The 21,588-nt window shown below is 70.0% G+C and carries 17 protein-coding genes; 12 read left to right on the top strand and 5 right to left on the bottom strand.

The window, feature by feature from the left end; genetic code table 11:
* Positions 1-6 precede the first annotated feature (6 nt).
* Genes L0984_RS11440 through L0984_RS11430 form a run of 3 tightly spaced genes read left to right on the top strand, consistent with a single transcriptional unit; the run spans position 7 to position 4,481 of the window.
* Positions 7-1,050, top strand: a complete 1,044-nt coding sequence (locus tag L0984_RS11440) for an inositol monophosphatase family protein (RefSeq protein WP_234193848.1) — start codon at positions 7-9, stop codon at positions 1,048-1,050.
* Complete coding sequence (locus tag L0984_RS11435; protein WP_234193847.1) at positions 1,047-3,311, top strand: FUSC family protein; 2,265 nt, start codon at positions 1,047-1,049, stop codon at positions 3,309-3,311. Before L0984_RS11440 ends, L0984_RS11435 begins: the two co-directional genes overlap by 4 nt.
* A 57-nt stretch (positions 3,312-3,368) precedes the next feature.
* Positions 3,369-4,481, top strand: coding sequence for a mechanosensitive ion channel family protein (locus L0984_RS11430; RefSeq protein WP_234193846.1), 1,113 nt, complete (start codon positions 3,369-3,371; stop codon positions 4,479-4,481).
* A gap of 44 nt (positions 4,482-4,525) precedes the next feature.
* Here the strand turns inward: L0984_RS11430 and L0984_RS11425 are convergent, their stop codons facing one another.
* Positions 4,526-5,035: a MarR family winged helix-turn-helix transcriptional regulator gene (locus L0984_RS11425; protein ID WP_234193845.1), complete on the bottom strand. Its 510-nt coding sequence runs from the start codon at positions 5,033-5,035 to the stop codon at positions 4,526-4,528.
* Between the two features lie 92 nt (positions 5,036-5,127).
* Between L0984_RS11425 and L0984_RS11420 the strand changes: the two genes are divergently transcribed.
* The 6 genes from L0984_RS11420 to L0984_RS11395 all read left to right on the top strand — a co-directional run bounded on the left by L0984_RS11420 (position 5,128) and on the right by L0984_RS11395 (position 13,715).
* Complete coding sequence (locus tag L0984_RS11420; RefSeq protein WP_234193844.1) at positions 5,128-6,099, top strand: Bug family tripartite tricarboxylate transporter substrate binding protein; 972 nt, start codon at positions 5,128-5,130, stop codon at positions 6,097-6,099.
* Positions 6,096-7,436 (top strand): sulfatase family protein, encoded by a 1,341-nt coding sequence (locus L0984_RS11415; RefSeq protein ID WP_234193843.1) that lies wholly within the window; start codon positions 6,096-6,098, stop codon positions 7,434-7,436. Before L0984_RS11420 ends, L0984_RS11415 begins: the two co-directional genes overlap by 4 nt.
* Positions 7,437-7,568: 132 nt before the next feature.
* The gene (locus tag L0984_RS11410) at positions 7,569-8,081 is read left to right on the top strand and encodes a hypothetical protein (RefSeq protein WP_234193842.1); all 513 of its coding nucleotides are present in this window, start codon (positions 7,569-7,571) and stop codon (positions 8,079-8,081) included.
* Between the two features lie 58 nt (positions 8,082-8,139).
* A complete protein-coding gene (locus tag L0984_RS11405; protein WP_234193841.1) occupies positions 8,140-10,959 on the top strand; it encodes a hybrid sensor histidine kinase/response regulator in 2,820 nt (939 codons plus the stop codon).
* 243 nt (positions 10,960-11,202) lie between these two features.
* On the top strand, positions 11,203-11,832 hold the full coding sequence (locus L0984_RS11400) for a TRAP transporter small permease subunit (protein ID WP_234193840.1): 630 nt from the start codon (positions 11,203-11,205) through the stop codon (positions 11,830-11,832).
* A 20-nt stretch (positions 11,833-11,852) separates the two neighbouring features.
* Complete coding sequence (locus L0984_RS11395) at positions 11,853-13,715, top strand: TRAP transporter large permease (RefSeq protein WP_234193839.1); 1,863 nt, start codon at positions 11,853-11,855, stop codon at positions 13,713-13,715.
* 196 nt (positions 13,716-13,911) lie between these two features.
* On the opposite strand, the gene L0984_RS11390 is transcribed toward L0984_RS11395, so the two are convergent.
* From L0984_RS11390 to xseB, 4 genes are all read right to left on the bottom strand, one after another.
* The gene (locus L0984_RS11390) at positions 13,912-14,994 is read right to left on the bottom strand and encodes a TRAP transporter substrate-binding protein (RefSeq protein ID WP_017762306.1); all 1,083 of its coding nucleotides are present in this window, start codon (positions 14,992-14,994) and stop codon (positions 13,912-13,914) included.
* A 149-nt stretch (positions 14,995-15,143) separates the two neighbouring features.
* A complete protein-coding gene (gene dxs, locus L0984_RS11385) occupies positions 15,144-16,997 on the bottom strand; it encodes a 1-deoxy-D-xylulose-5-phosphate synthase (protein WP_234193838.1) in 1,854 nt (617 codons plus the stop codon).
* A gap of 20 nt (positions 16,998-17,017) precedes the next feature.
* Positions 17,018-17,968, bottom strand: a complete 951-nt coding sequence (locus L0984_RS11380; protein ID WP_370645944.1) for a polyprenyl synthetase family protein — start codon at positions 17,966-17,968, stop codon at positions 17,018-17,020.
* Positions 17,953-18,207: an exodeoxyribonuclease VII small subunit gene (gene xseB, locus L0984_RS11375; RefSeq protein WP_234193837.1), complete on the bottom strand. Its 255-nt coding sequence runs from the start codon at positions 18,205-18,207 to the stop codon at positions 17,953-17,955. The genes L0984_RS11380 and xseB overlap by 16 nt, the downstream gene beginning before the upstream one ends.
* Before the next feature lie 267 nt (positions 18,208-18,474).
* On the opposite strand from xseB, the gene L0984_RS11370 reads away from it, so the two are divergent.
* From L0984_RS11370 to L0984_RS11360, 3 genes are all read left to right on the top strand, one after another.
* Positions 18,475-19,638 (top strand): aromatic ring-hydroxylating oxygenase subunit alpha, encoded by a 1,164-nt coding sequence (locus L0984_RS11370; RefSeq protein WP_043117725.1) that lies wholly within the window; start codon positions 18,475-18,477, stop codon positions 19,636-19,638.
* A gap of 50 nt (positions 19,639-19,688) precedes the next feature.
* Positions 19,689-20,612 (top strand): DMT family transporter, encoded by a 924-nt coding sequence (locus tag L0984_RS11365; protein WP_234193836.1) that lies wholly within the window; start codon positions 19,689-19,691, stop codon positions 20,610-20,612.
* Positions 20,613-20,674: 62 nt separating this feature from the next.
* Positions 20,675-21,583, top strand: coding sequence for a sulfurtransferase (locus tag L0984_RS11360; protein ID WP_234193835.1), 909 nt, complete (start codon positions 20,675-20,677; stop codon positions 21,581-21,583).
* The last annotated feature ends 5 nt before the right edge of the window (positions 21,584-21,588 follow it).

The raw sequence follows: 21,588 nt of genomic DNA, 5'->3' as shown, positions 1-21,588 counted from the left end.
CAACTCATGTCGTCCAACCTGCATCCCATGCTCAACGTGGCCATCAAGGCCGCCCGCGCCGCTGGCGCCATCATCAACCGCGCCGCGCTCGACGTCGAAGCGGTGCGCGTCTCGCAGAAGCAGGTGAACGACTTCGTGACCGAGGTGGACCATGCCGCCGAAGCCATCATCATCGAGACGCTGCTGACGGCCTATCCCGGCCACGGCATCCTGGCCGAGGAGTCGGGCAGCGAGCACGGCGCCCGCGACTCCGAATACGTCTGGATCATCGATCCGCTGGACGGCACCACCAACTTCATCCACGGCTTCCCCGTCTACTGCGTGTCCATCGCGCTGTCGGTGCGCGGCAAGATCGAGCAGGCCGTGGTCTACGACCCGACGCGCAACGACCTGTTCACCGCCTCGCGCGGCCGCGGCGCCTACCTCAACGAGCGGCGCATCCGCGTGTCCAAGCGCATCCGCCTGCCCGAAAGCCTGATCTCCACCGGCTTCCCCTTCCGCACGGGCGACAACTTCAAGCAGTACCTGGCCATCATGGCCGACCTGATGCCCCGCGCTGCCGGCCTGCGCCGCCCCGGCGCCGCCGCGCTGGACCTCGCCTATGTGGCCGCCGGCTACACCGAGGCCTTCTTCGAGACGGGCCTCAACATCTGGGACGCCGCCGCCGGCTCGCTGCTGGTGACCGAGGCGGGCGGCCTGATCAGCAACTTCACCGGCGAAGGCGAGTTCCTGGACCAGCGCGAGCTGCTGGCCGGCACGCCGCGCATCTACGGCCAGCTGGTGCCGATCCTGAGCAAGTACTCCAAGTTCGCCGGCGTGGACGACAAGCTGGCCGCCACCGAGCGCATCCGCTCGGTCGACCCCAGCCGCCGCGCCGCCGGCGCCGACGACTCGGCCGACATCTACGCCCGCTCCACCGTGGGCCTGGGCACCGAAGAGGCCGAGGCCGAAGGTGGCGCCGAGGCACCGGCGCCCGCCCCCGCCGCGCCCCGCAAGCTGACGCGCGTCAAGCGCGCCCCCGAGACCAACGAAGGCAATCCGGGCGCGTGAGCCTGAGTACGGCCGGCCGTCCCCAGGTGCGCAGCAGCCTGCGCACCGCCCTCAGCCACGACGTCACGAACGGGCTGTCGGTGGCCCTCGGCCTGCTGTTGATCTCGGGCGGCGTGCATCTCTGGCTGGGTGCGGCCGCGGCGGCCTCGGCCGCCACCGGCGTCATCGTCGCCAGCCCGCCCGACCGCGCGGCGCCGCGCCGCGGCAAGCTGCGCCAGCTGCTGCCGGCGGCGCTGCTCAGCCTGCCGCTCTTCTTCGCGGTGCAGATGCTGCACACCATGCCGGGCCGGCTGGGTCTGCTGCTGGTGCCCGCCTCCTTCCTCGCCTTCCTGGCCATGGCCTGGGGCAAGCGGGGCATCCCGATCGCCATCGCGCTGATGCTGGCGATGGTGTTCTCGATGGCGACACGGCCCCCTTCCGGCCTGGGCGAGGCACTGGCCCGCACGGGGCACATGGCGCTGGGCTCGGCGCTGTACGTGGTCTACGCCACGCTGATGAACCTGGTGCTCAACGCCCGCTACCGCACGCAGTACATGGCCGACCTGCTGCTGTCGATGGCCGGGCTGATGCGTGCGCAGGCGCGGCAGTTCCGCGCCCGGGACGAATCGAGCGACGTGCGCGAGGTCGACGCGCCAGCGCTCGGCGCCATGCTTCGCGCGCAGGCGGCGCTGGCCGACCAGCTGCAGTCCACGCGCGACCTGGTCTTCGAATCCCCGCGCACGCCCTACCGCCAGCGCCTGGCCGGCATGCTGATGACGGTGCTGGAGATGCGCGACCACCTGCTGGCCAGCGAACTCGACCTGGAGACGCTGCGCAGCCATCCACGCCACGGCGCCCAGCTGGCGGCCATGCGCCAGGCGCTGGAGGCCATGGCCGACGACGTCGAGGCCTTGGCCGATGCCCTGCTGCAGATGCGCCGGCCCGCGGTCATCGCCGACCGCCGGCAGGCGCTGGCCGCCATCCCTGCGGACGCCGACGAGACCGCGGCCTTTGGCGGCCCCTCGCCCGGTCAACTGGCCCGCGGTCTGGCCAACCGCCTGGCCCATCTGAACGATGAGACGGTGCGCCTCGCCCGCCTGGCGCGGGGCGACGAGGCGCCCGACCTGGCCGTCGTCCGCGCGCATTGGCAGGTCTTCGTCAGTCCCACCGAATGGTCGATCCGGCCCTTCCTCGCGCTCTGGCGCTGGGACGCGCCGCCGCTGCGCCATGCCATCCGCGCGGCGCTGGCGCTGGCCACCGGCTATGTCATTGCCGTGCTCATGCCCTGGGGCTCACACGACTACTGGATCCTGCTGACCATCGTGGTGGTGCTGCGCGGCAGCCTGGCGCAGACGCTGGAGCGGCGCAATCAGCGCGTGGCCGGCACGCTGGTGGGCAGCCTGTTCGCCGTGGCCCTGCTGGCCACGCACCCCGGCCCGGTCGAGCTGCTGCTGGCCATGACGGCAGCCCAGGCCTTCGCCCACGGCTTCGCGGTGCGCAAGTACACCCTGACGGCGGTGGCGGCCACCGTGCTCGGGCTGGTGCAGGCGCACCAGCTCTATGCGGGCGCCGCGCCCACCTTTGCGCTGGGGGAGCGTATTGCCGACACGCTGATCGGCGCCGCGCTGGCGTGGGCCTTCTGCTATGTGCTGCCATCCTGGGAGCGCACGCAGATTCCGGCCCTGGTGCGGCGGACGGTGGCAGCGCAGGCCCGGCATGCGCGGCTGTCCCTGTCGCTCGGCCAACTGCATGCCCTGGAGACGGCACCGGAGCTGGAATGGCGGCTGGCGCGGCGGGAGGCCTTCGATGCCCTCTCGGCGCTGGTACAGGCGACGCAGCGTTCGCTGTCGGAACCGCGCGCCGTTCAGCCGCCGCTGGAACCGCTGGAGCGTCTGCAGGCTCACAGCTACCAGCTGCTGGCGCAGCTGTCGTCGGTGAAGTCGATGCTCGTGCTGCGGCACGACCGGCTGACACCGTCGCAGGTGCAAGGCCCTCTGGAGCGCGCCGCGCGGCGCATCGACGAGGCGATCGGGCCTCGTCCCGCCGGAGCGCCCGAGCGAGCGGAACCGGCGGATGCGCCGGATGCCGCCCCCGCGGCCTCGCTGTCCTCCGGGCCGGTGCCCCTGCCGGACCCCTTCGATCAGGACATCAGCCCCTGGCTGTTGCGCCGGCTCGACCTCGCCGCGGGCATTGCCATGCAGATCAGGACGGATGTGGCGCAGATCCTGCGCGACCCCGCCATGCTGCCGGCAGGCCCTTCTCAGCAACCCCGCAGCGCCTGACTGCGGTCGCCGGCTCGCCGCCGGCCCACCGCCTGCGCTGCCGCATGGAGATGCCGAATGAACCTTCAAGCCATCCTCGCCCTGCCCTGGACCCACACCCTGATCGCCGCCGTCGTGGCGGTGGCCATCGCCCTCGCGATCTACCGCGTGGGGCGCGCCGTGCTGCTGCGCGTGACGCGGCCGCTGCCGGTGGTCCATACCATGGTGCAGGCGGCCCGTGCGCCCGCCAGCGCCGTGCTGCCCCTGATGGCGCTGCAGACCGTCTGGCAGGCCGCGCCGGATGACCTGGAATTCATCGGCAACATCCGCCACCTGAACGGCCTGCTGCTGATCGTGGCGGTCACCTGGCTGATCGTCCGCCTCATCGGCGGCCTGGCGGACGGCATCATTGCCCGCCATCCGGTGGATGTGGCCGACAACATGGCGGCGCGGCGCATCCTGACCCAGGCGCGCGTGCTCTCGCGCACGGCGATGGTGGTGGCGGTGATCATCGGTGCGGCCATGGCGCTGATGACCTTTCCGGGCGCGCGCCAGGTCGGCGCCAGCCTGCTGGCCTCGGCGGGCGTGATCGGTATCGTCGGCGGTCTGGCCGCCAAGCCAGTGTTCAGCAACCTGATCGCAGGTATCCAGATCGCACTGACCCAGCCGATCCGCATCGACGACGTGCTGATCGTCGAGGGCGAATGGGGGCGGGTGGAAGAGATCACCGGCACCTACGTGGTGCTGCGCATCTGGGACGACCGCCGGCTGATCATTCCGCTGAACTACTTCATGGAGAAGCCCTTCCAGAACTGGACGCGCAACAGCTCGCAGCTGCTGGGCTCGGTCTTCCTGTTCGTGGACTATGGGATGCCGCTGGCGCCGCTGCGCGCCGAGGTGGAACGCGTGGTCAAGGCCGCGCCCGAGTGGGACGGCCGCTTCTTCAACCTGGTGGTGACCGACGCCACCGAGCGCACGATGCAGCTGCGCATCCTGTGCACCGCCGCCAGTTCGGGCCTGGCCTGGGACCTGCGCTGCCGGGTGCGCGAAGGCGTGATCGACTTCATGCAGCGCGAGTACCCGCAGTTCCTGCCGCGCATGCGGATCGAAGGCGAGGTGGGCGGCGCGCCGCGCGAACGCATGGGCGAGGACCTCGGCGCTCGGCCTCTGGCGCAGCCGGGGCCGGTCTGACCCTGCGCGCGCCCTGTGCGCAGGCGCGCCGTGGCGCGCGTCTGTCAGCCGCTTCGGCGGCCGCGCGGGGCCTTGGGGAGCTCGGCCTGCGAGGCCAGTTCAAGTGCCCGGGCCTCCAGGCGGTCCAGCCCGTCGAGGAAGGGCTGCTGCCCGTCCCCCAGCGCCTGCAGCAGATGCTGATTGAGATCCGTCACCAGCGGATAGAGGTCGTCGTAGATGAGCTGCCCCCGCTCGCTGAGCGCGACGGCCACATGCCGCCGGTCCCCACTGGCCTGTTGCCGCAGCACCAGCCCCTTGTCGACCAGCGAACCGAGCGCGCGCGAGGTGCGCACCCGGTCCAGCTGCGTCTGCTGCGCCAGCTCTGACGAGCCCATGGGCCCCTTGCCCGCCAGCGTGGCGATCAAGCGCCATTCGCGCCGGGTGATGCCGAAGCGCCCCTCGCACAGCCGCAGCACCATGCTGCCCGCCACTGCGATCACGCGCGACATGCGATACAGCAGCAGCGGATCGAGGGAGGCAGGACGGGCGGAGGCCGCGTCGGGACGGCGGGTCATGGGGTAAATCCGAGGGATGATGGATCTGATCCATCGATTGTGGCGGCCCTACAGTCGCGCGAACTTCATTTCGAGCGATCCGGTAGTCACCCATGAGTCCACGCAGAACATTCCACCGCTTCGCCGCGGCCCTGGCCCTTGCCGCCCTGGCAGGCACAGCCTCCGCGCAGCCGGCACTCGACGGCCCCCTGCGCATCGTCGTCGGCTACGCCCCCGGCGGCGCCACCGATCGCGTCGCCCGCATCGTGGCCGACCGCCTCACCGCCAAGCTGGGCGTGCCCGTGGTGGTGGACAACAAGGCGGGCGCGGGTGGCCGCCTGGCCGCCCAGCAGGTCAGGAACACGCCCGCCGGCCAGAACGTGATCATGGTGGCCAACCCGGCCGTCATGGTGGTGGCGCCGCTGGTCTTCAAGGACAACGGCTACGACCCGGAACGCGACTTCCAGCCGCTGTCCAACGTCAACAACTACGAGTTCGGCCTGGTGGTGGGCAGCGCGGTGCCGGTCAAGCAGCTGTCGCACCTGCTGGCCTGGATGAAGGCCAACCCCGAGAAGGCCAACGTGGGCGTGCCGGCCACCGGCAGCCTGCCGCACTTCTTCGCGCTCATGCTGGGCCAGAAGGCCCAGGTCAAGACCGAGGTGGTGGGCTACCGCGGCTCTTCCACGGTGATGACCGACCTGATCGGCGGCCAGATCCCCATCGCCGTCGACACCTTCGACGTGCTGCTGCCGCAGCATGAATCGGGCAAGGTGCGCATCCTGGCGGTCTCGAGCGCCAAGCGCTCGGCCTTCGCGCCCGACGTGCCCACCTTCAAGGAAGCCGGCCTGGACATCACGGCCCTGGGCTGGAACGCCTTCTTCGCCCCGGCCTCCATGCCGCGCGACAAGGCCGACCGACTGGCACGCGAGATCCACGACGTGATGCAGGAACCCGACACCCAGCGCAAGTTCACCGACGCCAGGATGCAGCCGGTGGTCAGCACCCGCGCCGAGACCGAGGCGATGCTCAAGGCCTTCCGCGCCCAGTGGGCACCTGTCGTCAAGACCTCGGGCTACCAGCCATGAACGCCACCACCACCGCCGGGGCCGGCCGCCCCAACATCATCTTCATCGTCGCCGACGACCTGGGCTACGCCGACCTCGGCTGCTACGGCGGGCGCGACGCACCCTTCGGCAAGGTCTCGCCCGTGCTGGACCAGCTGGCTGCGGACGGCCTGCTGCTGACCCAGGGCTACGCCAACTCGCCCGTGTGCTCGCCCACCCGCTTCGGCATGATCACCGGCCGCTACCAGTACCGGTTGCGCGGCGCGGCCGAGGAGCCGATCAACAGCAAGAGCCGCGGCAGCAGCACGCTGGGCATGCCGCCCTCGCACCCCACCCTGCCCTCGCTGCTCAAGGACGCCGGCTACCGCACCGCCCTGATCGGCAAGTGGCACCTGGGCTATCCGCCCGCCTTCGGGCCGCTGCGCTCGGGCTACGAGGAGTTCTTCGGGCCGCTGTCGGGCGGGGTGGACTACTTCACCCACTGCGACAGCCGCGGCACGCACGACCTGTTCTTCGGCGAGGAAGAGAAGCACGACGAGGGCTACCTCACCGACCTGTTCTCCCACCGCGCCGTGGACTACGTCGAGCGCATGGCCACCGGCGAGGCGCCCTTCTTCCTGAGCCTGCACTACACCGCGCCACACTGGCCCTGGGAGACGCGCGAGGACGCCGGCCGCGCCCCCGCCGTCAAGGACAACCTGTTCGATCTGGCCGGCGGCAACATCCACGTCTACCGCCGCATGATCCATCACATGGACGAAGGCATCGGCTGGATCGTGGAGGCCCTGCGCCGCACCGGCCAGCTGGACAACACGCTGCTCGTCTTCACCAGCGACAACGGCGGCGAGCGCTTCTCGGACAACTGGCCGCTGGTCGGCGGCAAGATGGACCTGACCGAAGGCGGCATCCGCGTGCCGTGGATCGCCCACTGGCCGGCCGCCATCGCCCCCGGCGGCCGCAGCGAGCAGCTGTGCATGACCATGGACTGGTCGGCCACCATGCTCGACGCCGCCGGCGTCGCCGCAGACCCCGAGTACCCGCTGGATGGCGTCTCGCTCATGCCCGTGCTGCGCGACCCGGCCGCCACCTTCGCGCGCCCGCTGCACTGGCGCATGAACCACCGCGGCCAGCGCGCCCTGCGCGACGGCCGCTGGAAGTACCTGCGCGTGGATGGCCACGACTACCTGTTCGACATCCCGGCCGACGAGCGAGAGCGGGCCAACCTGGCGCCGCGCGAGCCCGCCCGCCTGGCCGCCATGCGCCAGCAGTGGGAGGACTGGAACGCCACCATGCCGCCCATTCCCGAGGACGCCACCGTCAGCCTGGGCTATTCGTCCAAGGACATGCCGCAGCGCTGAGCGCACCCGCTGGCCGGAAAGGCCTGCGCCTTCCTAGAATCGTCCGAGGCATCCGGCCCGCCCCATTCCGGGGGCGCTGCGCCTGCAGCCCCTGGCGCGGGGTGGCGGTGCCATCCGCATAGGGAGGACGCCATGCAACCGCTGAGCTTCGGCCGCTGGGAACACTGGATGCTGGCATCGGCCGTGGTCATGGGGCTGGCAGCCCTGGCCTGGCGCCTGTGGGATGGATCGCGCGCCTGGCGGCAGCGCCACCACCGCATCGACACGGCCCGCTCGCGCTCGGGCACCCTCGCCATGCCGCTGCAAGGCCGCAGCACCGGGCCCGTTGCCCGTGCCCCCGTGCCGTCGCCCGCGGCGGCCCAGCCGGTGGCGAACACCGCGCTGTACGACAACCCGCATCCGACGCTGCGCATTCAGTACACGGACATCTATGGCCAGGCCTCGGACCGGGTGATCACGGTCGAACGACTGGACCTGTACCGCCAGGTCATCATCGCGCGCGGCACGGAGCGCGAGGACCTGCGCACGTTGTCGATCGGCCGCATCCGCATCGCCCGGGACGCCGGCACAGGCGCCCACTTCAGCCTGACCCAGTGGATCGACCGCATGCGCAGCCGCCAGGCCGGGACGGCCCACGACGCGTGATCCGCTGACATCGGCACACCGGCGGCGCCACCATAATCCGGCCGCACTTCCGCGACCTATGCGTGCCGCATCCGTCCCCACCCACTGGCCCTTCGTCCGAGGCGAATGCGCCGCCCTTGCGCGCGCGCTGAACCATGACCGCTGCCCCTTGGGGCCGCCCGAGCAATGGCCGCCGACGCTGCGCATGCTCATCGACATGATGATGCCGTCGCAGGCGGAGATCGTGCTCTTCTGGGGCCAGGACTACGTCGCCTTCTACAACGACACCTACGCGCCCACCATCGGCAACAAGCATCCCGCCGCCTTCGGCCGGCCCGCGCGGGAGCACTGGAGCGAACTCTGGGACGACCTGCAGCCGCTGCTGGACCGCGTGCTGCACTTCGGCGAGACGGTGGCCGCCCAGGACCGGCCCTTCCGCATCAACCGCCACGGGCAGATGGAAGACGTGTTCTTCGACATCTCCTACTCGCCCGTGCGCGAGCATGACGGCCGCATCTGCGGGGTGCTGTGCATCGTCAAGGAGACCACCGCCCGCGTGAACGCCACGCGCCGCCTGGCCGCCAGCGAGGCCCACCTGCGCGAGATGGAAGAGCAATGGCGGCTGGCCCAGGCGGCCGGCGGCGTGGGCGTGTTCGTGCTCGACATCCCGGGCGACACCGTCACTGCATCGCCCGGCTTCTACCGCGCCTTCGGGCTGCCCGCCCATGCCGCGCCCGTGCCCTCCTCGGTGCTGGAGAGCCTGAAGGTGCCCGGCGAGGCGGAGGGCATGTCCGACACCCGCAGCCGCAGCGACGGCAGCGCCCCGCTCGATGTCGAGTACCGCATCCGCCGCGCCGACGACGGCCGGCTGCGCTGGATCTGGCGCCGCGCCGAGATCGTGCGCGACAGCACCGGCACGCCCTTGCTCATGCGCGGCGTGGTGCAGGACGTGACCGTGCGCCACCTGGCCCAGGCCACCCTGCGCGAAAGCGAGGCGCGCTTTCGCGCCCTCGCCCAGGCCGTGCCCAACCAGGTGTGGACGGCGGGGCCCGACGGCGCGCTGGACTGGGTCAACCAGCAGGTGCTCGACTACACCGGCGCCCGCCCGGACGAGCTTCTTGGCCACCGATGGCTGGCGACCCTGCACCCCGAGGACCACGCCTCGATGCGTGCCGCCTGGGCCCGTGCCTGCACCGGTCTGACGTCCTACAGTACCGAGCTTCGCCTGCGCCGCTACGACGGCCGCTGGCGCTGGCAACTGGTGCGCGCGCAGCCCGTGCAGGGCGGCGACGGCAGCGTGCGCTGGATCGGGACCACCACCGACATCGAGGACCAGAAGGCCGCGCAGGCGCAACTGGAGGCCATGAACTCCACCCTGGCGCAGCGGGTGGAGGAACGCACGCGCGACCGCGACCGGCTGTGGCAGCTGTCCACCGACGTGATGGTGATCGCAGACCTGGGCGGTCGCATCCTGCACGTCAACCCGGCCTGGTACGCCATCCTCGGCTGGCGCGAGGAGGAACTGCTGGGTGGCCAGCTGCTGGACTATTCGCATCCCGAGGACCTGGCCGCTGCCGAGCGCGAGTTCGAGCGGCTGGCGCAGGGCATCCCCACGCTGCGCTACGAAGGCCGGATGCGCCACCGCGACGGCAGCTACCGCACGCTGTCGTGGACGGCCGTGCCCGACGCGCCCTATCTGCATGCGGTCGGCCGCGACGTGACGGCGCTGCGCGAGTCCGAGGCAAGGCTGCGCCACAGCCAGAAGATGGAGGCCATCGGCCAGCTCACCGGCGGCATCGCGCACGACTTCAACAACATGCTCCAGGGCATCACCGGCGCCATCGAGGTGATGCGGCGGCGCGTGGCCAAGGGCCAGACCGACGGGCTGGAGCGCTTCATGGACAGCGCCACGCAATCGGCTCACCGCGCCGCCTCGCTGGTGCAGCGGCTGCTGGCCTTCTCGCGCCGCCAGTCGCTCGATCCGAAGCCGCTGGACGTCAACCATCTGGTGCGCTCCATGGAGGAGATGCTGCGCCGCACGCTGGGCGAGCATGTGCGCCTGGACGTGGCGCTGGACACGCAGGCCTGCACCGCCGTCGGCGACGAAAGCCAGCTGGAGAGCGCCATCCTCAACCTGGCCATCAACGCACGCGACGCCATGCCCTCGGGCGGCCTGCTGCGCATCGCCACCACGCACCTGACGGTGAAGGACGGCGAAGTGGAGCCGCTGCGCCCTGGCCACTATGTCCGCATCACTGTGGCCGACACTGGCAGCGGCATGCCGCGCGACGTGCTGGCCAAGGCCTTCGACCCCTTCTTCACCACCAAGCCCATCGGCCAGGGCACCGGGCTCGGGCTGTCGATGGTCTATGGCTTCGCCCAGCAGTCGGGCGGCCATGTGCGCATCGACAGCGTGCCCGACCAGGGCACCCGCGTGGACCTGTACCTGCCCTGCTCCAACGAGCCGCCCGGCGAGCAGCCGGAGGCGAGCCGCGATGCAGGCAGGCCGCTGGCGACCGAGGGCGAGGTCGTGCTGCTGGTGGAGGACGACCCGGGCGTGCGCCTGCTGGTTCGCGAGGTGCTGGTCGATCTGGGCTACCAGACGCTGGAGGCCGCCGACGGCCCATCGGCGCTGCCCATCCTGCAGTCGAACCGCCGCATCGACCTGCTGGTGAGCGATGTCGGCCTGCCGGGCCTCAACGGGCGGCAGGTGGCGGAGATCGCCCGCCAGCAGCGGCCGGGCCTGCAGGTGCTGTTCATGACCGGCTATGCGGCGCGTGCCGCGATCCGGTCGGAGTTCCTCGCGCCCGGCATGGACATGATCGCCAAGCCCTTCGCCATCGAGGAACTCATCGAGCGCATCCGAGCGATGGTGGGACGCGGCCCGACCGAGCGCTGAGTCCTTGCGCATCCGCACCGCGCGGCACGACCGAAACCGACCCTGCGAAGACCGCGCAGCCCGCGGTCCAGAACGCGCTGACGGGCGCTGCTGAAGGCCCGCGCTGGCTGGGGGTTCGCCTCATGGTCGACGCGACGCGGCCCCTTAGAATCCGCCCGCCTTTCGCACCCGGCTCGCGGCCCACAACGCCAGCGTGCCGGGTGTGTTCGTATCTGAGAGGCCCAATTCAAAAATGGAGTAGACATGCAAGGCTTGCTGAGGCTCTCGCGCACCATCGACTGGCTCAATGCACAAGTGGGCAAGGTGGTGATCTGGCTGATCATGGCGTCGACCGCCATCAGTGCGCTCAACGCGCTGGTGCGCTACATCTTCAACACCAGTTCCAATGCCTTCCTCGAGGTGCAGTGGTACCTCTTCGCCTGGTCCTTCCTGGTGGCTGCGGGCTTCACGCTGCTCAACCGCGAGCATGTGCGCATCGATGTGCTCAACAGCCGCCTGCCCAAGAAGGCGCAGATCTGGATCGACATCGTCGGCTTCGCGCTCTTCCTCACGCCGGTGTGCCTGCTGGTGCTGTACTACACGGTGCCCATGACGATGCAGAAGTTCGCCTCGGGCGAAATGTCGGGCAACCCCGGCGGACTGATCCGCTGGCCGGTGTGGCTGGCGCTGCCGATCGGCTTCACCCTGCTGCTGCTGCAGGGCTGGTCCGAGCTGATCAAGCGCATCGCCTTCCTCACCGGCGATGGCCCTGACCCGACCGTCAAGCCCGGCGAGAAGACCGCCGAGGAAGAACTGGCCGAGGTGCTGCGCCAGCGCGCCGAAGCCGACGCCCAAGGCAACACAGCGGCTGCCACGGCGCCGCAGACCCGCTGAACCGGACGGGAGTAACCGACGTGGAGTTCATCACCGCCAACTTCGCCCCGATCATGTTCGCGGGGCTCATCTGCTTCCTGCTGCTGGGATTCCCGGTGGCCTTCAGCCTTGGCGCCTGCGGGCTGACCTTCGGCATCATCGGCATCGAACTGGGTGTGTTCCAGTCCTCGGTGATGGCCTGGCTGCCGCAGCGCCTGATCGGCATCATGGCCAACGACACGCTGCTCGCGGTGCCCTTCTTCACGCTGATGGGGCTCATCCTGGAGCGCAGCGGCATGGCGGAGGACCTGCTCGACACCGTCGGTCAGGTGTTCGGCCCCATGCGCGGGGGCCTGGCGCTGGCCGTGGTCTTCGTCGGCGCGCTGCTGGCCGCCACCACCGGCGTGGTGGCCGCCTCGGTCATCTCCATGGGCCTGATCTCGCTGCCCATCATGCTGCGCTACGGCTATGACCGCCGCTTCAGCAGCGGGGTGATCGCGGCATCGGGCACGCTGGCCCAGATCCTTCCGCCCTCGCTGGTGCTGATCATCATGGCCGACCAGCTCGGCAAGAGCGTGGGCGACATGTACAAGGGCGCCTTCGTCCCGGCCTTCATGCTGGTGGGCTGCTATGTGCTGTACGTGGCCTTCCTGGCCATCTTCCGGCCCGCCAGCGTGCCGGCGCTGCCCGCCGAGGCCCGCATCTACCGCGAGCCCGACGGCAGCGGCGGCTATCGCTCGCTGCTGGTGCTCATGGTCATCTCCTTCATCGTGTCGATGCTGGTCGCACGCCACCTGACCGATGTGCACAGCTGGTGGAGCGGCCAGACGGTGACCTCGGTCGCCACGGACGAAAAGGTGGTCGTGGCGATGTGCGGCGGCACCTTCGTCGCGCTGGTGATCGCCCTGCTCAACAAGTACCTGCGGCTGGGGCTGCTGTCCAGGCTGGCCGAGCGCGTGACCTTCGTGCTCATCCCGCCGCTGCTGCTGATCTTCCTGGTGCTCGGCACGATCTTCCTGGGCATTGCCACGCCGACCGAAGGCGGGGCGATGGGCGCCATCGGCGCGCTCATCATGGGCTGGGCGCGCGGGCGGCTGGACATGACGCTGCTCAAGCAGGCGCTGACCGCCACCACCAAGCTCGGCAGCTTCGTCATGTTCATCCTGATCGGCGCCACCATCTTCAGCCTGGTCTTCCAGGCGGCGGACGGACCGATCTGGGTCGAGCACCTGCTGGCCAGCCTGCCCGGTGGCCAGGTGGGCTTCCTGGTCGCTGTGAACCTGCTGATCTTCTTCCTGGCCTTCTTCCTCGACTACTTCGAGCTGTCGTTCATCGTGGTGCCGCTGCTGGCGCCCGTGGCCGACAAGCTGGGCATCGACCTGATCTGGTTCGGCGTGCTGCTGGCGATGAACATGCAGACCTCCTTCATGCACCCGCCCTTCGGCTTCGCGCTGTTCTTCCTGCGCTCGGTGGCGCCGGACAAGCCGTACGTGGACCGCGTGACCCGCACGGTGATGCAGCCCGTCACGACCATGCAGATCTACAAGGGCGCCATTCCCTTCGTGCTGATCCAGCTGGTGATGGTCGGCGTGATGATCTCGTTCCCCAACCTGGTCACGGGCAGCCTGGACAAGGTGCAGAGCTACGACCTGAAGAGCATCGGCGACCAGATGCGCGAGAGCCTGCAGCCCGAAGGCGGCGGGGCCTCGCCGGATGCCGGCTACGGCAGCGGCGAAGAGCCCTACGGCGGCACGCCCGCGCCCGGCGGTGATCCGGCGCCCGCGGCACCGGCTTCCCCGGAGGCGGCACCCCCCGCACCCGACGCGGACGCGCCGGCGTCCACCCCGGACGATCCGGTCAAGGCGATGGAAGAGGCGCTCAAGCGGGCGCAGCCTTCCAACTAGCCGCCGCCTGCCCGCCCACGTCCAGTGCGGGCGCCTGCGCCGGACGCCGCGCCTCGAGCGACGTCGGCGCGGGGCTCGCGGTCATCACCGCGGGCCATGACGACAGACGCAAAAAAGCCGCGCACTGCGCGGCTTTCTTGTGTGTGCATCGCGTCGTCGAGCCCGCCATCCGGCAGGCCCGGCGCCCGCACCGTCGTCAGATCTTGACGCCGTTCATGTACTGGTTGAACGGGTACTCCGAGAAGCGGTTCCACAGGATCTGGTCGCGCTGGAAGGCGCGCATGCTCTGATGAATGGCCTTGAACTCGGGCGACTTGGCTTCGTGGTCGGCGAAGACTTCCATCGACGACTTGAAGCCCGCATCCATCACGGCCTTGGGGAAGGCCTTCAGCTGGGTCTTCTCGGCCACCAGCTTCTTCAGCGCGATGGGGTTGTAGGCGTCGTACTTGGCGGTCATGTCGGTGGCGGCCACGGCCATCGCGGCGTTCAGGATCGCCTTGTTCTCGTCGGACAGCGCATTGAATTTCTTCACGTTGATGAAGAACTCCAGGTCGGCGCCGCCTTCCCACCAGCCGGGGTAGTAGTAGTAGGGCGCGACCTTGTTGAAGCCCAGCTTGGCATCGTCGTAGGGGCCGACGAATTCGGCCGCATCCAGCGTGCCCTTCTCGAGGGCCTGGTAGACGTCGCCAGCCGGCATGTTCTGCGGCACCACGCCGAGCTTCTGCATCGCCTCGCCGAACACGCCGCCGCCCATGCGCATCTTCAGACCCTTGAGGTCCTCGACGGTCTTGATTTCCTTGCGGTACCAGCCGCCCATCTGCGTGCCGGTGTTGCCGGCGCTGGCGGTGCGGAAGTTGTACTTGGCGAAGAAGTCGTCGAGCAGCTTGCGGCCACCGCCGTAGTCCTTCCACGCGGTGTTCTGGCGCGCGGTCAGGCCGAAGGGCACGGCGCAGCTGAAGGCGAAGACCGGGTCCTTGCCGGTGAAGTAATAGGCGGCGGACTGGGCCATCTCGATGGTGTCGCCTTGCAGCGCATCGACGACGCCGAAGGCCGGCATCAGTTCACCGGCGGGGTGCACGGTGATCTCGAACTTGCCACCCGACATGGCCTTGATCGTCTTGGACAGCATTTCGGCGCTGCCGAAGATGGTGTCGAGCGAACGAGGGAAGCTCGATGCGAGGCGCCAGCGCACTGCGGCCTGCGCGTGCACCGCTGGCGCCACACCGGCGGCCAGGACACCAGCGAGGCCGGCATTTTTGATGATGGAACGACGATCCATGAGCTTGACTCCGTTGAACAGCTGAAATACGAACGCGGCCCGTGGCCGCGTTGTCGACTCTGAAGAGGACCGATTCTAAAAAGATGCACCCGGCGGCCCCGTGGGGTTTCCCCTTGCGGTGCCCGGAACGCGCCCACGCAGCGCGCGGGTCAGGCCGTGCCGAAGCGCGCCTCGACGGCACTGCGGATGCCCGCGGCATCCAGCCCCAGCCCGGCCAACAGGCGGCCCGGGTCGCCATGCTCGATGAAGCGGTCGGGCAGGCCCAGTTGCAGCACCGGACGCTGGATGCCCGCGGCCTGCAAGGCCTCGAGCACGGCGCTGCCCGCACCGCCCATGATGGCCCCCTCTTCGATCGTCACCAGCGCCTCGTGGCCCTCGGCCACCTCGCGCAGCAACGCCTCGTCCAGGGGCTTGGCCCAGCGCATGTTGACCACCGTGGCGTCCAGCGCCTGGCCGGCCTCCAGCGCCGGGTACAGCAGCGTGCCGAAAGCGAGGATGGCGATGCGATGGCCCTGGCGCCGCACCTCTCCCTTGCCATAAGGGAGGGCATCGAGCGACAACGCAGGCACGGTGCCCACGCCCGCGCCGCGCGGATAGCGCACCGCCACCGGATGGTTCTGCGCAAAAGCTGTGGACAGCAACTGCCGGCATTCGGCCTCGTCGGCCGGGCAGGCCACGGCCATGTTGGGCACGCAGCGCAGGAAAGGGATGTCGTACGCCCCCGCGTGCGTGGCGCCATCCGCCCCCACCAGGCCCGCGCGGTCCAGCGCAAAGACCACCGGCAGGTTCTGGATCGCCACGTCGTGGATCAGCTGGTCGTAGGCGCGCTGCAGGAAGGTCGAGTAGATGGCGACCACCGGCTTCAGGCCCTCGCAGGCCAGGCCGGCCGCGAAGGTCACGGCGTGCTGCTCGGCGATGCCCACGTCGTAGTACCGATCGGGGAACTTCTGCTCGAACTCCACCAGGCCCGAGCCCTCGCGCATGGCGGGCGTGATGCCCACCAGCCGGCCGTCCTTGGCCGCCATGTCGCACAGCCACTGGCCGAAGACCTGGGTGAAGGTCTTCTTCGGCGCGGCAGCGGGCTTGACCAGGCCGATGGACGGGTCGAACTTGCCGGGCCCGTGATAGGCCACAGGATCGGCCTCGGCCAGCTTGTAGCCCTGGCCCTTGCGCGTGACCACATGCAGGAACTGCGGACCCTTGAGCTGCTTGAGGTTCTCCAGCGTGGGGATCAGCGAGTCGAGGTCGTGGCCGTCGATGGGCCCGATGTAGTTGAAGCCGAACTTCTCGAACAGCGTGGCCGGCACCACCATGCCCTTGGCCTGCTCCTCCAGCCGCTTGGCGAGCTGGAACAGCGGTGGCGCCGCCTTGAGCACGCTCTTGCCGACCTCCTTGGCCGCCGCGTAGAACTGCCCGCTCATCAGCTGCGCCAGGTAGCGGTTGAGCGCACCCACCGGCGGACTGATCGACATGTCGTTGTCGTTGAGGATCACCAGCAGCCGCGCGTCGTCGTACACGCCCGCGTTGTTCAGCGCCTCGAAGGCCATGCCGGCGGTCATCGCGCCGTCGCCGATCACGGCGATGGCATGGCGCGTCTCGCCCTTCTGGTGCGCGGCCAGGGCCATGCCCAGGGCGGCGGAGATGCTGGTCGAGGAATGGGCCGTGCCGAAGGTGTCGTAGGCGCTTTCGGTGCGCTGCGGAAAGCCGGAGATGCCGCCCTGTTGGCGCAGCGTGGGCATGCGCTCGCGCCGGCCGGTAAGGATCTTGTGCGGATAGGTCTGGTGACCCACGTCCCACACGATGCGGTCCTCGGGCGTGTCGAAGACATAGTGCAGCGCCACCGTGAGCTCCACCGTGCCGAGGTTGGAGCTGAGATGGCCGCCGGTGCGCGACACGTTGTCGAGCACGCAGGCCCGCACCTCGTCGGCCAGCTGGCGCAGCTGCTCGCGCGGCAGGCGACGCAGGTCGGCGGGATCGTGGATCGTGGGGAGAAGAGGTGCCATGGGGCGATGTTCGAAAAAGGCTACCGGTCGCGCGCAACGACCATTCGGGCCAGGGCGGCCAGGGCGGCGGTGTCGGCCAGGCCGCTGGCATCGAGCGCGGCCAGCGCCTGGGCCAGCAGGCGGTCGGCTTCGGCGCGGGCGCCGTCCAGGCCCAGCAAGGCGACGTAGGTGGGCTTGTCGGCGGCGGCATCCTTGCCGGCCGTCTTGCCCAGGGTGGCGGAATCGGCGGTGACGTCGAGCACGTCGTCCACCACCTGGAAGGCCAGGCCGATGGCCGCGCCGAAGGCGCGCAGGCCGTCGGTGGCGACGGCGGGCAGTTCGCCAGCGCAGGCGGCGCCCATCTCGACGCTGGCCTGCAGCAGGGCACCGGTCTTGAGGCGGTGCATCTCGCGCAACTGCGCCTCGTCCAGCCGCCGGCCGACACTGGCCAGGTCGATGGCCTGGCCGCCGGCCATGCCGCAGGCACCGGCGCCACGCGCCAGCAACGCGACGAGGCGGGCCTGCACCTGCGCAGGCAGCGCCACGGCGGTGCCGTCCGGCGGCGCGATCAGTTCGAAGGCCTGGGCCTGCAGCGCGTCTCCCGCCAGCAGCGCGCCCGCTTCGCCGAAGCGCACGTGCACCGTCGGCTTGCCCCGGCGCAGCACGTCGTTGTCCATGCAGGGCATGTCGTCGTGCACGAGGGAATAGGCATGGATCAGCTCGACGCCACAGGCGGCGCGCAGGGCCGCGTCGTCCAGCCAGGCGGGCGCGCTGCCCGATCCAGCCGCCCGCGCGGCGGCCAGCACCAGCAGCGGGCGCAGGCGCTTGCCGCCATCGAGCACCGCATAGCGCATGGGCTCAGCCAGCGAAGCCGGCGCACCGGCGCCCACCCATTGCTCGAGCGCAGCTTCCACACGCGCCAACTGCGGGCGCATCCAGGCCGAGAGTTCGGCCGGCGTCCAGGCAGCCGTGGCCATCAGGCGCCCGTCCATGGCTTGAGGTTGCCGGCGTCCAGCACCTTGATCTGCTCCTCGACGGCCTGCAGGCGCTCGCGGCAGAAGGCCAGCAGGCGGGCGCCGCGCTGGTAGCCGGCGAGCAGTTGGTCGAGAGGAAGCTGGCCCGATTCGAGCGCGGCCACCAGTTGCTCCAGTTCCTGCAGACCTGCCTCGTAGCTGGCGGGCAGATCGGCGGTGTCGGGCGCAGGCGCGGCTGCGGGGGCGGCCTTGGGCATTCGGAAGGTTGTCGGAAGGTGAAACGCGCGATTCTAGGAGGCGCCGTCCGAGGCGCCTGTCGGCCATCGGCGGGACCGGCGCCTTCGTCGCCCACGGTCATGGCACGGGATAAAACCGGGGTACAATTCCGGCTCATTCCCTGCGCCGGCGCCAGCCGGCTTCATTTTTTCTGCCCATTCCTCCAGGAGGCCACCCCTTCCGGGTCAGAGAAAACAGGGGTTTCCACTTCGCGTTACCTCCCTGTGGGGAGCTTGGTCAGGTCACCCATGTCTGATTTAAGTCTTCGACTGCAGCAGGCTTCGAGCCAACTTCCGGTCTCCAGCTACTTCGACGAGGCGCTCTATGCGAGCGAAATGGAAACACTCTTCAAGCAGGGCCCACGCTATGTGGGCCACAAGCTGTGGGTGCCCGAGGCCGGCAGCTACCACACGCTGCCGCAGGAAGGCGAAGGCCGCGCGCTGGTGCACACGCCGCGTGGCGTCGAGCTCATCTCCAACGTCTGCCGCCACCGCCAGGCCGTGATCCTGCGCGGCAAGGGCGAGCTGCCGCGCCAGAGCGGAGGCCACATCGTCTGCCCGCTGCACCGCTGGACCTACAACGCCGCCGGCCCCTCGCCCACCGGCACGCTGCTGGGCGCACCGCATTTCGCCCAGGACCCGTGCCTCAACCTGCACACCTATGGCCTGCGCGAATGGAACGGCCTGCTGTTCGAGGACAACGGCCGCGACATCGAGGCCGACCTGGCCGGCATGGGCCCGCGCGCCCACCTGAACTTCGACGGCTACGTGCTCGACCGCGTCGAGATGCACGAGTGCAACTACAACTGGAAGACCTTCATCGAGGTCTACCTGGAGGACTACCACGTCGGTCCTTTCCATCCAGGCCTGGGCAACTTCGTGACCTGCGACGACCTGCGCTGGGAGTTCAAGCCGCAGTACTCGGTGCAGACCGTGGGCGTGGCCAACCGCCTCGGCCGGGCCGGCAGCCCGGTGTACGAGCGCTGGCATGACGAGCTGCTGCGCTACCGCAGTGGCCGCCCGCCCGAGTTCGGCGCCATCTGGCTGACCTACTACCCCCACATCATGGTGGAGTGGTACCCGCATGTGCTGACCGTGTCGACGCTGCATCCCATGGGGCCGCACAAGACCATGAACGTGGTCGAGTTCTACTACCCCGAGGAAATCGCCCACTTCGAGCGCGAGTTCGTCGAGGCGCAGCAGGCCGCCTACATGGAGACCTGCATCGAGGACGACGAGATCGGCGAGCGCATGGACGCCGGGCGCCTCGCCCTCTTCCAGCGCGGCGACAACGAGGTCGGCCCCTACCAGAGCCCTATGGAAGACGGCATGCAGCACTTCCACGAGTGGTACCGCACGCAGATGACGGCCAGCGCCGCGGCGCGTGCCTGCCTGGGCAACGCCCGCGGCTGAGCCGCCCCAGGCCCAACCGATCGACGCCAGACAGGAGAACCCACCCGCGCATGCAAAGCCTCTGGATGGTCGCTTCGGCCCTGTTCTTCGCGACCATGGGCGTGTGCGTGAAGATCGCCTCGGCTTGGTTCACCAGCGGCGAGCTGGTGTTCTGGCGCGGGGTGATCGGCATGATCTTCATCGCCGTACTGGCGCGGCGCCAGAAGGTGTCGCTGGCCACGCGCTACCCGGGCATGCATGCCTGGCGCAGCGTGATCGGCACGGCCTCGCTGGGTGCCTGGTGGTATGCCATCGCCAAACTGCCGCTGGCCACGGCCATGACGCTCAACTACATGAGCAGCATCTGGGTTGCGGCCTTCCTGGTGGGCGGTGCGCTGCTGGCCTGGGCGCCCGTGCCGGGCCGTGGCGGACGGGTGCCGCTGCCGCCCATGCAGGGCCCGCTGGCACTCACGGTGCTGGCCGGCTTCGCGGGGGTGGTGCTGCTGCTCAAACCCTCGGTGCACGGCACCGACGCCTTCGCGGGCCTGATCGGGCTGCTGTCGGGCATGTCCGCGGCCTTTGCGTACATGCAGGTGATCGCGCTGTCGCGCATCGGCGAGCCGGAGACGCGCACGGTCTTCTACTTCGCCGTCGGCTCCACGGTGGCCGGGCTGCTGTGGACGCTGTTCACCGGCTGGTCGGCCTGGTCGTGGTCGCATGCCATCTGGCTGCTGCCGGTGGGCGTGCTCGCCGCCCTGGGGCAGTTGTGCCTCACCCGCGCCTATGCCAGCGCGAAGACGCAGGCGGCCACGCTGGTGGTGGCCAACCTCCAGTACTCGGGCATCGTGTTCGCGGCCGTCTACAGCGTGCTGCTCTTCGGCGACCGCATCGACGCGGCGGGCTGGGGCGGCATCGCGCTGATCATCGGCAGCGGCATCGCGGCCACCGTGCTGCGCCAGCGCGCGGTGCCCAAGGCGCCGGCCGAAGAGCACTGACCACTCAGGCGCCGGGCAGGCTCCGGCGCCACAATGGCGGCTTCGCCTTCGGAGCCTTGCCGATGCACGACACCCTCATTTCCGTCGACCAGCTGCGCGCGCTGCAGGACAGCCATGCGCGGCTCATGATCTTCGACTGCAGCTTCGACCTGATGAAGCCGCAGGCCGGCCATGAGGCCTGGCTGCAGTCCCACATCCCCGGCGCGCTGCATGCCGACCTGGACCAGCACCTCAGTGCGCGCCACGGTGCCCCCGGCCACGACGGCCGCGTGATGGTCGCGCACGAGGCCGACCGGCCGGCCTCCGGCGGCCGCCATCCGCTGCCCAGCCGCGAACGCTTTGCCGCCTGGCTCGGCAGCATCGGCTTTGCCAACGACATGCAGGCCGTGGTCTACGACCGCAACGGCGCCAACTATTGCGGCCGCCTGTGGTGGATGCTGCAGTGGGCCGGCCATGCCGCGACGGCGGTGCTCGACGGCGGCCTGCAGGCCTGGCAGGCCGCGGGCCTCCCGGTTGCCAGCGGCGAGGAGCCGGCGCACTTCCAGAGCAACTTCGTGCTGGGCGAGCCGCGCGTGAAGCTGGTCGACACCGCCGCGGTCCGCGCCGCCATGGACAGCGGCGCCACCCCCATCGTCGATGCCCGTGCCGCCCCGCGCTACCGCGGCGAGGTGGAACCGCTGGACCCGATCGCCGGTCACATCCCCGGCGCGCTGAACCGGCCCTTCGTGGACAACATCGGACCGGAAGGCCGCTTCAAGCCCGCCGCACAGCTGCGCGCCGAGTTCGAGGCGCTGCTGGGCGAACGTGCAGCCACGGGCGCGATCCACCACTGCGGCAGCGGCGTCAGCGCCGTGCCCAATGTGCTGGCCGCTCGCATCGCCGGCCTGCCCGAGCCCGCGCTGTATGCCGGCAGCTGGAGCGAATGGAGCAACACCCCCGGCCTGCCCACCCGGCAAGGCCCCAACCCGTGATCCGC

It is taken from the genome of Pseudacidovorax sp. NFM-22 (assembly GCF_021401245.1).
In the GTDB taxonomy this organism is placed as follows: Bacteria; Pseudomonadota; Gammaproteobacteria; order Burkholderiales; family Burkholderiaceae_C; genus Xenophilus.
Note: the sequence above shows the minus strand (reverse complement) of the source record. Positions and strands in the feature narration are given on the sequence as shown.